The following is a 14,967-nucleotide window of genomic DNA, read 5'->3' as shown; positions in this document are numbered from 1 at the left end:
CGGAAACGGTGGGGACCCTACCCCAGGCTGAACTCGCGGGTAACGAGGGGGTGGGTGGTGAGGACGGTCCGGCGGCGGATCAGGCCGCCGTGTAGCCGAGTTGACGCCGCATGTAGGGCGTCATGAGGCTCTTTGCCTTGGCCATCGTGGTGGTGCGGCTGCCGAGGACGGCGGACTCGCCACCCGGCACGGGCAGCACGGTCAGCCCGTCGGCGGGCCCGAACGGCACGATCAGCGGGGTGCGCTGGGTCGGGCGATACAAGCGCGGCTCCTTGCGGTGCTTGCCGGAACTCTGCAGGTAGGAACGGATGTTGTGGGCGGCGATGTCCGCCTGGGCGAGGGCGGCGGGGGTGATCTTGAGTTCGCTGACGTCGTTCACGTCGCCGACGGCGAACACGTCCAGCCTGCCCTCGACCCGGAGCGTCCGGTCGACCTTCACGTGCCCGGCTCCGTTCAGCCAGTCGCCGTGTCCGGCCAGGCGCAGCCAGAGGGTGTTGGGGGTCGTGCCCGTCGCCCAGAAGGACAGGTCGGCCTCGACGATCGTGCCGCGGGCGTCGCGGTAGGTGCCGAAGTCGTTGCCGGGCGACATGAAGGAGTCGAGCCGTACGTCGACGTCGTGGGACTCCAGCCAGGCCAGGGCCTTGCGCCCGGGTCGGGCGCTGCCCGTGGAGTGGAGCAGCGCGGGCCCGGAGTGGGCGAGGGTGACGCGGGCGTCCGGGCGGGCGAGGCGGATCTCGGCGCTGAGTTCGACGCCGCCGGGGCCGCCGCCGACGACCAGGACGTGCTCGGCGGTGGCGATGCTGCGCTGGTGCTCGGCGAACGACTTGGCCGCTTCCTCGGTGGTGGTGCCGGTGAAACGGGCCGGCTCGGGGTAGTCGGCTCCGGTGGCGATCACGACCACGTCGTACGGCAGCCGCTCTCCGGTGGCGAGGACGACCTGCCGCTCGGCGGTGTCGATGCGGACGGCCTTGCCGGTGGCCACACGGCCGTGGCGCAGCAGGCGGTCGTAGGGGATGAAGGGCGTGTGCGTCCACTCGGGGTGCACTCCGGCGCGCAGGGAGGCGATGCGGTGGAAGAAGACCTCCTTGCGGTCCACCAGCGTCACCCGGGCCGTGTCGTCGAGCCGTCTGGCCAGCCGGACACCGGCGTAACCGCCGCCGATCACCACTACGTCGCCGTCGTACACACCCAGTCTCCTGTGCCTGGTGGGGGGAGCGAGGGCCGCCGCGGACGGGCCCCGCTCGGATCGACCCCCGGCGGCCTCTCGACTGACGTGACAGTAGCGCTTGAAACCTAAAGGGATTCCCAGGTTCCGTGCATGTTCCGTGAAGGGATCGAAACCTGACCGGCCGTCACTTTCCCCAGATCTTCCGGTAGGCCTCCCGGTAGCCCGACGGGTCCCAGGCCGAGGCGCCTTCGCTGTTGCCCGCCGTGGCGATGTGCACGGGGGCCACATATCCGCTGTCGGGCCGGCCGGAGAAGGCGCGGTTGAACTCGTCGACGATCTGCCAGCCCTGGAGGGACAGCGGCTCGGGCACGGTCGCGGCCTGGTACTGCTCGTTGTTGATGCGCTGGAAGGCGGACGGGTCACCGTCGCCGGCCCCGATGTTGTAGGGCGGCCCGGAGCCCTTCTCGCCGGCGGCGCGGAAGGCCGGGGCGGCGTCGGCGAAGTACAGGTCGTTGATGGCCACGGAGTGGGTCCAGCGGCCCTGGAAGCGGGAGAGCAGGGAGGAGATCTCCCGGGGGGTGCGGCTGCTGGCGTCGGGGATCGGGATGTTCTCCACGGAGAGCAGCCGCACGCCCTGACAACTCGCCAGCTCCTCGCGGATCAGGTCGGACTTGTTGCGCGCGAAGGGGATCGACGCGTCGGTGATGAGCACGACCCCGGCGCGGCCGTCGGAGTCGGAGATGATCCACTGCGCGCTGATGCGGGCCACGTCCTGGACGCGGGTGGTGACGTTGGTGAAGAGGTCGGGTTGCCTGCTGGGGCCGGGCTCGGGGACCGCGTGCCAGCCGATGAGCGCGATGCCCTGCGCGTTGGCCCGGGCGGCCTGCTGGGCCGTCGAGTCGGGGTCGAACCCGCCGATGACGATCCCCGAGGGCCGCAGGGCGACGGCTTCGCTCATGGCCGCCTGAATACCGGCCGGGGTGCCGCCGCCGTCGATCACCCGCACGTTCCAGCCGATGGTCCGCGCGGCGTCCCGCACTCCGTTCGCGGCGCCCGCGACACCGGGATTGGTCATGGTCTGGGCGACGTAGACGATGCTCTTGCCGGACGCCGCCTCGGGGCCGCTGGTGGGTCCTCCCCAGGGGATGTCGGTCCGCTCGGCCCGGGTGACGGCTTCCCGGGCCCGGGCCTGGACGGTGGGGCAGCCGCTCGGGCCCGTCGCGGTCTCGTCCGCGCCGTCGGAGGAACCGCGTTCGCAGCCGGTCAGGGCGGCGGCCGTGGCCAGCAGGGCGCACGAGGCGAGCCGCGCGGTGCGGACTGCGGGTGCGGCCTTGCGGGTGCGGTGCACGGGAGCTCCAGTGGGGGATCGACGTGGCGGGGCGGTGCCGGGAGGGGTCAGGGCGGGGCCGTGCCGCCGTCCGGCACCGGGGAGGACGGGGGCGGCGCGGCGGGTGTGTCGCGGGCCGCGCCGCCCCGCAGCCGGCGGCGGGCGGCGTATCCGGCCAGGCCCACGGCGATGAGCAGGGTGCCGCCGTTGAACAGCGGGACCGTCCAGAACTCGGCGCCCAGCTGGGCGATGCCGGTGAGACCGACGGCGAGGACGGCGACGGCGACGACGGTGCCCAGGGCGTTGGGCCGCCCGGGTTTGATCGCCGTGGAGCCGAGGAGGGCGCCGACGAAGGCGGGCAGCAGGTAGTCGAGGCCCACGCTCGGGTTGCCGATCTGCTGCTGGGCGGCGAGCAGCACCCCGGCGAAGCCGACGATCAGGCCCGAGGCGGCGAACGCGTAGACGGTGTACCTGCGGGTGGGGATGCCCACGAGGTCGGCCGCGCGCGGGTTCGACCCGACGACGTACAGGTACCGGCCGAGCGGCAGCCGCTCCAGCACCAGCCAGAGCACGGCCGCGAGGGCGAGCACGTAGAAGGCGGGGACCGGCAGGCCGAGGAACGAGGAGTCGTAGAGGTCGGTGAACGCGGGCGGCAGGCCCTGCGGGCCGGGGACGATCCGGCCGCCGTCGGTGATCCAGCCGGTCACGGCGTACATCATGCTGCCGGTGCCGAGGGTGGCGATGAAGGAGTCGATCCGGCCGAACTCGACGACGACGCCGTTGAGGACGCCGACGACCAGTCCCCCGGCGAGCACGGTGAGGCAGGCGAGCGGCCAGGGCCAGCCCTCGTTGACGACGAGCTGGAGCACCATCACATGGGCCAGGCCGAGGCCGTAGCCGATGGAGAGGTCGAAGGCGCCGGTGACGATGGGCACCATGGCGGCGAGCGCGAGGACGGCGGGGATCGACTGGTTGGACAGGATCGAGTCGACGGTGTCCAGCGTGGGGAAGGTGTCCGGCAGGGCGAGGGAGAAGACCAGGTAGAGCAGGGCGGTGAGGACCAGCAGGCCGTAGGCGCCGATGTGGTGGCCGCCGGGGCGGTGCCGCGGCCCGGGCGGCGTCACGGGTGCCCGGCCGTGGACGGGGGCATGGCCGAGGCCGCCCGGGTGAGTCCGGCGACGGTGAGGGCGGGGCCGCTCAGTTCGGCCGTCACGGTGCCGCGCACGAAGACCAGCGTGCGCCGGCACACGCTCGCCACCTCCTCGAAGTCGGTGGACAGCAGCAGCACGGCGAGGCCCGCCTCCAGGGCTTCGTGGAGCAGGCGGTGGATCGCGGCCTTGGCGCCTACGTCGACGCTCGCGGTCGGCTCCTCCAGGATGAGCAGCCGCAGGTCCGTCCGCAGCCAGCGGCCGATCATGACCTTCTGCTGGTTGCCGCCGGAGAGCGTGGCGATGGGCGTCTCGCTGTCGCGGGGGCGCACCGAGAACCGTTCCATCAGCGCGGCGGCCCGGGCCCGTTCGCCACGGGGGCCGATCCAGCGCGGTGCCGGCGGGCCTCCCGCACGCGGGTTGGCCAGGAGGTTCTCGCGCACGGTCAGTTCGGCGAGGCAGCCCTCCCGCAGCCGGTCGCCCGGCACGAGCCCGACCCCGAGGGCGACGGCCTCCGCGACCGTGCGGGGGCGGTACGGCCGCCCGTGCAGCAGGGCCCGCCCGCCGAGGAGGGGCCCGGCCCCGGCGAGGGCGCGGCCCAGGTCCGTGTGCCCGGCGTCGGAGAGGCCGACCAGGCCGAGGACCTCCCCGGGCGCGAGCTCCAGGCCGACGGGTCCGGCCCGGGCGGTGCGCACGCCGTCGAGGGTCAGGACGGGGGGTGCGCCGGCCGGGGCCCCGGCGGGGCGGTGCGCGGCCGGCTCGTCCGCCTCGCCGACGATGTCGCGGACCAGGCGCTCGGGGCTGTGGCCGGCGAGCCGGCCGTGGCTGACGACGCGGCCGTCCCGCAGGACGACGAAGGTGTCGGCGACCCGGTACACCTCGTCCAGGCGGTGGCTGACGTAGAGGATGGCATGTCCCCGGTCGCGCAGGTCGTGCAGAACGCGGAAGAGGCGGGCACAGTCCGCGGCGGGCAGACGGGCGGTCGGCTCGTCGAGGACGATGAGCCGCGCGCGTGCCGCCAGGGCCCGGGCGATCGCGACCAGCGAGCGGTCGGCCGGCGGGAGGCCGGAGACCGGCGTGTCGGGATCGAGGTGGGCGGCGACGACCCCCAGCGCCTCGACACAGCGCGCGCGGGTGCGCCGCCAGGAGATCAGCCCGGTCCGGCGTCCGTACCCGGTGGTCAGGGCGATGTTCTCCGCGACGGTCATCCACTCCACGAGACCGAGGTCCTGGTGGATGAACGACATGCTCCGGGTGGCGGTGGAGCTGCCGAGGGGTTCCCCGGCGACGGTGACCTGTCCCGCGTCGGCGCGGTGGACCCCGGCGAGGATCTTGATGAGCGTGGACTTCCCGGCGCCGTTGGGCCCGAGCAGGGCGAGAACGCTGCCGGGGTGGACGTCGAGATCGGCTCCGGCCAGCGCGACGGTGCCGCCGAACCGCTTGCCGAGTCCGCGGATCCGGACGAGGGGTTCCGCCCCGAAGGGTGAAGCGGCCTCCGGGGGTGTGTCGGGAACGTCGCGCACTCGATCAAATTACATCAATTCGGGCACTCTACGGTTCGCTGCCGAGGCGGTGGCCGCGTCACACGCCGTGTCATGCCGTGTCGCGTCGTGTCACGCCGCCTCGAGCCCGCACTCGGCCCAGATGACCTTGCCCTCGGGCAGGTAGCGCGTGCCCCAGCTCTGCGAGAGCTGCGCCACGAGGAAGAGACCGCGTCCGCCCTCGTCCGTACTGGCGGCCCGGCGCAGATGCGGAGCGGTGTTGCTGGCGTCGGAGACCTCGCAGATCAGGGTCCGGCCGTAGAGCAGGCGCACCCGGATGGGATCGGCGCCGTGCCGGATGGCGTTGGTGATCAGCTCGCTGAGGATCAGCTCCGCGGCGAACGCGGTCTCGTCGAGCCCCCAGCCGGACAGCCACCGCAGGGCGGACGCCCGGACCTCTCCGACGAGCGCCGGGTCGGCGGCCAGCTCCCAGGTCGCGATCCGGCCGGGATCCAGGGCGTGCACACGGGCGACGAGCAGGGCGATGTCGTCGTGCGGGTGGGCGGGTGCCACGGTGTCCAGGACCGCCTGACAGGTCTCCTCCGGGGCCCGCTCGGGGTGGGCCAGGGCCTCGCGCAACTGTTCCAGGACCAGGTAGACGTCGCGGTGCCGGTCCTCGATGAGCCCGTCGGTGTACAGGACCAGCTGACTGCCCGCGGGCAGGTCCATCTCGACGGCGTCGAAGGGCAGGCCGCCGAGGCCGAGCGGGGGCCCGGCGGGGAGGTCGGGGTAGGTCACGGTGCCGTCGGGGTGGACGAGCGCGGGGGGCGGGTGTCCGGCGCGGGCCATCAGGCAGCGCTGCACTGTCGGGTCGTAGACGGCGTACAGGCAGGTCGCGCCGATGACGCCGGCGCCCTTGCCGTCGGGGTCGTCCCTGTCCAGCCGGCCCACGAGGTTGTCCAGGTGGGTGAGGACCTCCTCCGGCGGGAAGTCGAGCTCGGCGAAACTGCGGGCCGCGGTGCGCAGCCGGCCCATGGTGGCCGCGGAGAGCATGCCGTGGCCGACGACATCGCCGACGAGGAAGCCGACGCGGGCGCCGGACAGGGGGATGACGTCGTACCAGTCGCCGCCCACGTCGGACTCGGCGGGCAGGTAGCGATGGGCCACCTCGACGGCGTCCTGGTCGGGCAGGCCGTGCGGCAGGAGCCGGCGCTGGAGGGCCAGGACCATGGTGCGCTCATGGGTGTAGCGCCGGGCGTTGTCGATGGACAGGGCGGCACGTGAGGCGAGTTCCTGCGCCAGGGAGCGGTCGTCGTCCCCGAAGGAGCCCCCGGCGCGGTAGAAGCCGGCGACGCCCAGGACGACACCGCGGGCGACCAGGGGCACGGCGATGAGGGAGTGCACGTGGGCCAGGAGGCGCTCGGTGTGCTCGGGGTCCTGGGCGAGCCAGCCCGCGGCCACCTTCAGGTCCGGCTCCAGCACGGCCTCGCCGCTGCCGAGGCAGCGCAGCTGGGGCGTGGTCGGGCCGAAGCCGACGCGCTCACCGGGCGGGGTGAAGGGCAGGCCCTCGTGGATGCCGTGGACGACCGTGCGGCGCAGGTCGGTGAGGGGGTCGGCGGACTCCTCGCCGCGCAGCACGGCATCGGGCAGGTCGATGGTGACGAAGTCGGCCAGTCCGGGGACCGCGGTCTCGGCCAGTTCCTCTGCGGTGCGGCGCACGTCCAGGGTGGTGCCGATGCGGCTGCTGGCCTCGGACAGCAGCTCAAGACGCCGGCGGGCGGCCAGCGCGTAGGCCCCGACCTGCGGCTCCCCCAGCATCACCAGTCCCCTGGCCGGGAACGCCGCTTCGGCGTGCTCACCCACCGCACGGCGGCCTCCGCCGGCTGCGAGGACAGGGTCGGACTCGGCGCCTCCCGGGGCTCGGGCGGCCGTGGGGGCCGGGTCGGGCTCGGCGAAGGCACGGTCGGGTGCGGCAGGGGCCCGGGTGCCGTTGAGAGTGGCGGGCTCGACGGGACTCGCGCCGCTGTCGGCCGGGGCCGGGCCGCCGCCGGTTGCGGCGGGCTCGACCGGGGCCGGGCCGCCGTCGGCGGCGGCGGGCGCTGCGGTGTGCCGACGCTCCTCGGCCGTGACGGGCTCCGGACCGCTGAGGGCGGTGCCGTCCGTCGTGACGGGCTCCGGGGCGTTCGAGGCGGTGCCGTCCGCCGAAGCCGGCTCAGAGGCGTCGGCGGTACTCCCGTCGGCCCCGACACCGTCGGTCCTGACACCGTCGTCGGTCCCATCGCCCCCGTCGGCCGTGAAGACCGGGCCGGAGGGAACGCCGACGTGCCCGGACGGCAGGGTGAGTGCCGGACGCCCGGCGAAGAGCGGAACGGCGGGGGCGGTGAGACCGGACAGCTCGTCCGACTGGTGCGGTATGGCGAACGGCTCCCCCACCGGGGAACCGGCCAGGACGGCCTCGATCGCGATGCCCTGCACACCGGAACCGCTCGCCACCGGACGGCTCACGAGCGTCACCCGCCGGCCGTCGGGCAGCGTCACCTCGGCGGCACCCCGCTGCGCACCGGAGATGAGCTCGGCGGCCTTCTCCCTGAGGATGGCCTGGTCACGGGGGTGGAACTCGTTCGCCAGCGCGTCCAGCGCCACACCGCGGAGCGGACCGGTTCCGGCCCCGGTGGCCAGGTACGTCCGCAGCAGGGCCCGCTCGCGCGCGGAGCTCTGCCCCAGCAGCCGCCGCTCGATGCCCTCGGCCGCCCGGCGGATCGCGACTCCCAGGGCGGGCCGCTCGAAGCCGCGCGGGTAACCGAGACACAGGACGCCCTCGATGCGCCCGCTGAGCGGGTCGCGGACGGGCAGCGCGACGCAGGCGCTCTGCTGGGAGCGCTCGGCGAAGTGCTCGGCGCCGTAGACACGGATGAGCTGCCGCTCCGCCAGGGCCAGCCCGATGCCGTTGGTACCGGCGACCTGCTCGGCGAACACGAATCCCGGGACCACCTGGATGGCCGGGAGGCTCCTGGCCATCGCCGGATCCCCGAAGCGGCGCAGCAGTACCGTGCCGTTCGCGTCGGCGACCGAGATGTTGACCTGGCTGCCGGCGAACGTGGCCTGCAGCCGGTCGAGCACCGGCACGGCCGCCCGGACGATACGGCCGCCCGGGTCGAAGTCCTCCCGGTAGGGCAGGTCGGACGTGTCGGGTGACAGCCCCAGGGACCGGGAGCGGCGCCAGGAGTTCAGGATGGACGTCCGCACGCCCGACTCGACCGGCTCGCCCTGGAGAAACAGCTCGCGAAGACTCGCGGGCCCCGTGCCGTCCGTCGCACGCCCCGCCGGCCTGGGCTCCTCGCCGGATCGAACCACGCTTCGCCTCACTTGCGCCCGCGATATCCGCTGCTCGGAAGAGAATCTGGCATTGATGAGAATACGGGCATTAAGGGCGGGCGTCACGGCGCGCCGGGACCACGCGGGGCCGACGGCCGGCGGACCGGAGCGGCGGGACCGCCCAGGCCGGAGCGGCAAGGTCACCCGGTATGGGGTGGCGGGGGCCACCCGGGCCGGGGCGGCAGGACACGCTCACCCCAGGAAACTCAGGCGCACCTTCCGTTGCGGGTTGTCCCTGTTGGTGTCCACCAGGCACACCGATTGCCAGGTGCCGAGCTCCAGCCGGCCACCCAGCACCGGCAGGGTCGCGTGGGGCGGGACGAGAGCGGGCAGCACATGGTCGCGGCCGTGGCCGGGGCTGCCGTGCCGGTGCTGCCAGCGGTCGTCGGCGGGCAGCAGGGTGTGCAGCGCGGCCAGGAGGTCGTCGTCGCTGCCGGCGCCGGTCTCCAGAACGGCGATACCGGCCGTGGCGTGCGGAACGAAGACGTTGAGGAGGCCGTCACGGCCGCCCGCCGCCTCGCGCAGGAAGGACTCGCATTCGCCCGTGATGTCGAGGACCTTCTCCGCGGCACCGGTGCTGACGTCGAGAACTCGGGTGGTGAAGACATCTGACATGCCTCCATCCTGACGCACACTCCGGACTTCTCCGGGACACCACGGGCCACGCCGGGCCGGGCGGCGGCAGGGACGTGGGGTCCCCCGCCGCCGGAACGGGGGACCGCGCGCGTCACGGCCTGGTGACGACCGAGCCGTCGTAGACGTTGTCGGGGGTCGCGACAGCGGTGACCGCCCGGGCGAGCAGCGTCGACGGTTCCTGGCCGTCGACCACGACATCCGTGTTGATCATGATGACCAGGGTGGCCTTCTGCGAGGGCAGGTAGACGGTCACGGTCTCGTAGCCCGGGATCGAGCCGTTGTGGCCGATCCAGCCGTTGGTCTCGAAGATGCCGAGGCCGTAATCGGTGCCGGGGTAGCCGGTGGGCAGCATCCTCAGACGCTGCGCCTGGGTCTGCGGGCTGAGCAGTTCGCCGGTGGCGACGACCTTCGCCCAGCGGCGCAGGTCGTGCAGGTCCGAGATCATCGCCCCGGCCGCCCAGGCCCAGCTGGGGTTCCAGTCGGTGACGTCCTCGACCTCGCCGCTGAGCGTCTGGTCGGTGTAGCCGCGCGGGTGCGGCTCGGGGAACTCGTCGTCCTGCGGGAACAGGGTGTGGCGCAGGCCGGCCGGGCGCAGCACCCGCTCATGGAGGACGTCGGCGAGCTTGCGTCCGGTGACCTTCTCGATCACCAGGCCGAGCAGGACGAGATTGGTGTTGGAGTACTGGAAGTCCTCGCCCGGCCCGAAGGTGTTCGCGTGCCGGAAACCGTAGGTGAGGACCTCGCGGGGGTTGAAGTACCGCTCCGGGTCGCTGAGCAGGTCGTGGAGGAAGCCGGCGTCGGCGGTGTACGGGAACAGGCCGCTGCGCATCCCGGCGAGCTGGCGCAGGGTGATCCGGTGGCCGTTCGGCACGCCCCTGACGTACTTCGCGATCGGGTCGTCCAGCCCGATCCGGCCGTCGTCCACGAGTTCGAGCAGCGCGGTGACCGTGAAGGTCTTGGTCTCGCTGCCGATCCGCACGGAGGAGTCGGCGGTCATCGGCAGGCGGGTGACGGTGTCGGCCACGCCGGTGGCGCGGACGTAGCTCCCCTTGCCCGGCATCCACAGCCCGACGACGACCCCGGGGATGCCGGCCTGCTCGCGGGCCTCCGCGACGGCGCGGTCGAGCCGTTCGGTGAGCTCGGCTCCGAGACCGTGCCGCGGGGAGTCGCCCCGGTCGTGGCGGGCGGCGCCGGGGCCTGGGGCCGCCGCGGCGGGCATCACCGCCATCGGGGCCAGCACGGACGCCACGAGCAGTACTGCGGCGAACAGACGGCGAGAGGGAGTACGTCGCATCGGGGCGCCTCTTCCGGAGGGGGCGGGACGAAGGAACATCACCACCCGCACCGATGCCGGGGACCGCCTTGTGGCTCGGGCGGGGAGGAGTCCACTCGTTCGGAGCCACGCCCTCCGCCGAGAAGATCCACCGTGGGAAGATCCACGGCCCCGCCCCGGTTAGTAGAAGTGTGAACAACACGCGCGAGGTCGAGGTAGTCGTCACAGGAGCCGGTCAGGCCGGTCTGGCAGCCGGCTATCACCTGCGGCGGTCCGGTTTCGAGCCGGGCAGCGACTTCGTCGTGCTGGACCACTCCCCCGGCCCCGGCGGCGCCTGGCAGTTCCGCTGGCCGTCGCTGACGTACGGCAAGGTGCACGGGATGCACGCCCTGCCGGGCATGGAGCTCACGGACGCCGACCCGGAACGCCCGTCCGCCGAGGTGATCCGTGAGTACTTCGACCGCTACGAGCGGACCTTCGACCTGCGGGTCAGGCGCCCGGTGGACGTACGGGCGGTGCGCGAGGGGTCCGGCGGGCGGCTGCTCGTGGAGACCTCGGACGGGGTGTGGTCGACCCGGGCGCTGATCAACGCGACCGGCACCTGGGACCGGCCGTTCTGGCCGCGCTATCCGGGCCAGGAGACGTTCCGGGGGCGGCAGTTGCACACCGCGCAGTACCCCGGCCCCGAGGAGTTCGCCGGGCAGCGGGTCGTGGTCGTGGGCGGCGGCGCCTCGGGCACCCAGCATCTGCTGGAGATCGCCTCGTACGCGGCGGCCACCACCTGGGTGACGCGGCGCCCGCCGGTCTTCCGCGAGGGCCCCTTCGACGAAGACGCCGGACGCGCGGCGGTGGCGCTCGTCGAGGAACGGGTACGGCAGGGGCTGCCGCCCCGCAGCGTCGTCTCGGTCACCGGGCTGCCGCTCAACGACGCGATCCGGCAGGGCATCGAGGACGGGGTGCTCGACCGGCAGCCGATGTTCGACCGCATCACGCCCACGGGAGTGGACTGGCAGGACGGCCGCCACATCGACGCCGACGTCATCCTCTGGGCCACCGGCTTCCGCGCGGCCATCGACCACCTCGCACCGCTGCGGCTGCGGGCCCCGGGCGGCGGCATCCGCATGGACGGCACGCACGCGGCCGCGGACCCGCGCATCCATCTGGTCGGCTACGGACCGTCGGCCAGCACCATCGGAGCCAACCGGGCAGGCCGCGCGGCCGTGCGGGACATCAGGCGCCTGCTGGAGCGGGAGCCGGCCGCGGCGTGACACGGGGAGGGACGAGCCGGGACCTCACCCGGCCGCCTGCGCCCCGCTCTTCTTCTTCGTCTGCGCGTTGAACTCCGCGACGTTGCGCTGGTGTTCCTGGTAGTCCGCCGTGAAGCGGGTCTCGCCCGGGCGTACGGTGACGAAGTACAGCCAGTTGCCCGGGGGCGGGTTGATGGCCGCGCGCATCGCCTCCTCGCCGGGGTTGCCGATGGGCGTGGGCGGCAGACCCATGCGCTGGTACGAGTTGTAGGGGCTCTCGATCCGCGTGTCGCTCTCCGTCGTACGGAGGGTGGAGCGGTTGAGGGCGTAGTTGATGGTGGAGTCCATCTGCAGCGGCATGCCGCGCTCGAGTCGGTTGAAGATCACCCGGGCCACCCTGCCCATGTCGGCCCTGGTGGCCGCCTCCGCCTGGACGATGCTCGCGATGGTGACGGCCTGGTACACGTTCATGGCGTTGCGCTGCGCCCCGGCGGCGATGGGCGCGCCGTTGAACTTCTCGTTCGCGGTGTCGACCATCAGCGCGAGGAGCTTGTCCGGTGTGGCCTTCTCCTGGAGCGGATAGGTGGCCGGGAAGAGATAGCCCTCCGGATTGCCCGCGGCGTCGTTCGGCAGTTTCAGGGCCGCCTTGTCCAGGGACTTCTTGGTACTGCCGGCGGGCAGGGCGAGTGCCTTGTCGACGGCCGTGTACACCTGGCTCGCGCGCCATCCCTCGGGGATCGCCAGGGTCGCGGGCCGGCTCTCCTCCTCGGTCCCCAGGGTCAGCAGCGGCACCGCCACGGCGGTACCGACCACGACGGCTCCGGTCGCGACGAGGGCGATACGGCCCCTGCGCGTCAGTCGAATCGTGCTCCGTGGCGGAGTGTTCTTCTGCATGCGGGCACGGTAACCCGCATATCGTCACAAACCCGGCATATTTTCATCTTGTCGGTTCCAGTTGAGCGTCCCGGCGTACCAGCGCCGCGTACCGGCCGCCCTCCTCCAGGAGCTCCTCGTGCGTGCCGCGTTCGACCGCGCGGCCCGAGTCGAGGACCACGATCTGGTCGGCGCCGCGCACGGTGGACAGCCGGTGGGCGATGGTGAGGGTCGTGCGGTTGGCCGACAGGGCGTCGATGGCGTCCTGGACGGCGGCCTCGGTCCGGGTGTCCAGCGCGCTGGTGGCCTCGTCGAGGATGAGCACCGGCGGGTCGCGCAGGATGGTGCGGGCGATGGCCAGGCGCTGCTTCTCCCCGCCGGAGAAGCGGTGCCCGCGCTCACCGACGACGGTGTCGTAGCCGTCGGGCAGGGCCGCGATGTGGTCGTGGATCTGGGCGGCCTTCGCCGCCTGGTGCAGTTCCTCGTCGGTGGCGTCGGGCTTGGCGAAGCGCAGATTCTCGGCGACCGAGGCGTGGAAGAGGTACGTCTCCTGCGAGACGACGCCGACCGCACGCGCCAGGGTGTCGAAGTCGAGGTCGCGGACGTCCGTCCCGTCGAGGGTGACGCGGCCGCCGGTGACGTCGTAGAGACGGGGCACCAGATAGCCCAGCGTCGACTTACCGGCGCCGGTGGAGCCGACGATCGCGAGGCTGCTGCCCGCCGGGACGGTGAGGTCGATGCCGTCGAGGACGGGGGCGCCCTTGCCGTCGTAGCCGAAGGAGACGTTCTCGAAGCGGACCTCGCCCTTGATCCGGTCCAGGCGCACCGGATCGGGGCGCTCGGTGATGTCGATCGGCAGGTCGAGGTACTCGAAGATGCGCTGGAAGAGGGCGAGCGAGGTCTGGATCTGCACTCCGGTCGACAGCAGACTCACGGCCGGGCGGAACAGGCCTTGCTGAAGCGAGACGAAGGCGACGATCGTGCCGATGGAGACCTCTGGGCCGCCCAGTTGGAGGGCCATGCCGGCGGTCCAGTAGATGACGGCGGGCAGGGCGGCCATGACGATGGTGATGACGGCCATGCGCCACCGGCCGGCCATGTTCGACCGCACCTCCAGGTCGACGAGTTCCTCGGACTCGTCGGAGAAGGACTTCGTCAGCGAGTCGGAGCGGCCCATCGTGCGGCCGAGCAGGATGCCGCTGACGGAGAGCGACTCGGTGACGGTGGCGGCCATCGCGGCCATCTGCTTCTGCCGCTGGGTGGTGATCTTGCGGCGTTCGTTGCCGACGCGGCGGCTGATCCACACGAACACCGGCAGCAACAGCAGGGAGACGACCGTCAGGCGCCAGTCCAGGGCGATCATCGCGACGATCGTGGCGACCACGCTGGTGACGTTGGAGACCAGGGAGGTCGCGGTGGAGGTGACGGTGGCCTGCATGCCGCCGATGTCGTTGGCGATGCGCGACTGCACCTCGCCCGTGCGCGTACGCGTGAAGAAGGCGAGGGACATGCGCTGGAGCCGGCCGTAGACGGCGGTGCGCAGGTCGTGCATGACGCGCTGGCCGACGGTCGTGGAGATCAGGGTCTGGAGGACTCCGAAGACGCTGGTGAGGACAGCACTGAGGATCATGCCGAGGGCGAGCAGGCTGAGCAGGCCCGTGCGCCCCTCGGGGATCGCGACGTCGAGGATCTCCTTCAGCAGGAAGGGCGTGGCCACCGAGACCAGTGACGCGGCACCGACCAGCAGGCCGACGATCGCCAGGCGGCCCCGGTAGGGGCGGAAGAGGCCGAGGATGCGGCGGACCTGCCGGGGCTGCTCCTTCGAGTCGGCCGGCGGGGTCCAGGGGGCTTCACGGTCGGGATGCATGGGCTCCTACGAGGGATGCGGCGGATCGGATCACAGCTCATTGTTACCTATGCTCACAATGAACTGCATCCTGATATTGTTCCCACATGACCACGCCCGACGCCGACGGCCTGCTCGCCGAGCAGTTGCTACGGCTCACCCGCCGGGTGCACCGCATCCAGAAACGCCATCTGGAGCACCGCGACCTCGGCATCACCCCGGCCCAGTCCCGGCTGTTGCGCACGCTGGCGCACTGGGGCTCGCCGCCGCGCATGGCCGACCTGGCCGAGCGCCTCGAGGTGGTGCCGCGGGCCGTGACGACGCTGGTCGACGGTCTGGAGGCGAGCGGCAAGGTGCGGCGGGTCCCGGACCCGGCGAATCGGCGGGTGATCCGCATCGAGCTCACGGACGACGGCCGGGGCGCGCTGCGCGAGGTGCGGGCGGCGCGCCGATCGGCCGCGGAGGAGATCCTCGCGCCGCTGACGGGCGATCAGCGGGAGGTACTCGGTGGGCTCCTGAACACACTGATCGACGGGGCGCCGGCGGGACCCTGCTGACGGCTCGGAACACGACAGCGGGTCGCGGCCTCCGCT

The 14,967-nt window shown here is 72.8% G+C and carries 11 protein-coding genes; 2 read left to right on the top strand and 9 right to left on the bottom strand.

Going from position 1 to position 14,967, the window contains the following annotated elements; translation table 11 throughout:
- Positions 1–79: 79 nt before the first annotated feature.
- The 7 genes from BJ965_RS33860 to BJ965_RS33825 form a co-directional block, all read right to left on the bottom strand.
- The gene (locus BJ965_RS33860; protein WP_184914177.1) at positions 80–1,186 is read right to left on the bottom strand and encodes an NAD(P)/FAD-dependent oxidoreductase; all 1,107 of its coding nucleotides are present in this window, start codon (positions 1,184–1,186) and stop codon (positions 80–82) included.
- A 166-nt stretch (positions 1,187–1,352) separates the two neighbouring features.
- Positions 1,353–2,516, bottom strand: a complete 1,164-nt coding sequence (locus BJ965_RS33855; protein WP_184914176.1) for a substrate-binding domain-containing protein — start codon at positions 2,514–2,516, stop codon at positions 1,353–1,355.
- A 47-nt stretch (positions 2,517–2,563) separates the two neighbouring features.
- On the bottom strand, positions 2,564–3,619 hold the full coding sequence (locus tag BJ965_RS33850) for an ABC transporter permease (RefSeq protein ID WP_184914175.1): 1,056 nt from the start codon (positions 3,617–3,619) through the stop codon (positions 2,564–2,566).
- Entirely contained in the window at positions 3,616–5,166 is a 1,551-nt protein-coding gene (locus BJ965_RS33845) for a sugar ABC transporter ATP-binding protein (RefSeq protein ID WP_184914174.1), read from the bottom strand. The genes BJ965_RS33850 and BJ965_RS33845 overlap by 4 nt, the downstream gene beginning before the upstream one ends.
- A gap of 90 nt (positions 5,167–5,256) precedes the next feature.
- Positions 5,257–8,478 (bottom strand): SpoIIE family protein phosphatase, encoded by a 3,222-nt coding sequence (locus BJ965_RS39645; protein ID WP_313667456.1) that lies wholly within the window; start codon positions 8,476–8,478, stop codon positions 5,257–5,259.
- 213 nt (positions 8,479–8,691) lie between these two features.
- Positions 8,692–9,114 carry a secondary thiamine-phosphate synthase enzyme YjbQ gene (locus BJ965_RS33830; RefSeq protein ID WP_184914173.1) on the bottom strand — a complete coding sequence of 141 codons (423 nt, stop codon included), beginning with the start codon at positions 9,112–9,114 and terminating at the stop codon, positions 8,692–8,694.
- A gap of 112 nt (positions 9,115–9,226) precedes the next feature.
- A complete protein-coding gene (locus BJ965_RS33825) occupies positions 9,227–10,429 on the bottom strand; it encodes a serine hydrolase domain-containing protein (RefSeq protein ID WP_184914172.1) in 1,203 nt (400 codons plus the stop codon).
- Positions 10,430–10,599: 170 nt separating this feature from the next.
- Between BJ965_RS33825 and BJ965_RS33820 the strand changes: the two genes are divergently transcribed.
- On the top strand, positions 10,600–11,676 hold the full coding sequence (locus tag BJ965_RS33820) for an NAD(P)-binding domain-containing protein (RefSeq protein ID WP_184914171.1): 1,077 nt from the start codon (positions 10,600–10,602) through the stop codon (positions 11,674–11,676).
- Between the two features lie 24 nt (positions 11,677–11,700).
- Here the strand turns inward: BJ965_RS33820 and mltG are convergent, their stop codons facing one another.
- Positions 11,701–12,549 (bottom strand): endolytic transglycosylase MltG, encoded by an 849-nt coding sequence (gene mltG, locus BJ965_RS33815; protein ID WP_184914170.1) that lies wholly within the window; start codon positions 12,547–12,549, stop codon positions 11,701–11,703.
- Positions 12,550–12,592: 43 nt separating this feature from the next.
- Entirely contained in the window at positions 12,593–14,395 is a 1,803-nt protein-coding gene (locus tag BJ965_RS33810; RefSeq protein ID WP_184914167.1) for an ABC transporter ATP-binding protein, read from the bottom strand.
- An 86-nt stretch (positions 14,396–14,481) separates the two neighbouring features.
- On the opposite strand from BJ965_RS33810, the gene BJ965_RS33805 reads away from it, so the two are divergent.
- The gene (locus BJ965_RS33805) at positions 14,482–14,931 is read left to right on the top strand and encodes a MarR family winged helix-turn-helix transcriptional regulator (RefSeq protein ID WP_184914165.1); all 450 of its coding nucleotides are present in this window, start codon (positions 14,482–14,484) and stop codon (positions 14,929–14,931) included.
- The last annotated feature ends 36 nt before the right edge of the window (positions 14,932–14,967 follow it).

The sequence above is a fragment of the Streptomyces luteogriseus genome (assembly GCF_014205055.1).
Classification (GTDB): Bacteria; Actinomycetota; Actinomycetes; order Streptomycetales; family Streptomycetaceae; genus Streptomyces; species Streptomyces luteogriseus.
Note: the sequence above shows the minus strand (reverse complement) of the source record. Positions and strands in the feature narration are given on the sequence as shown.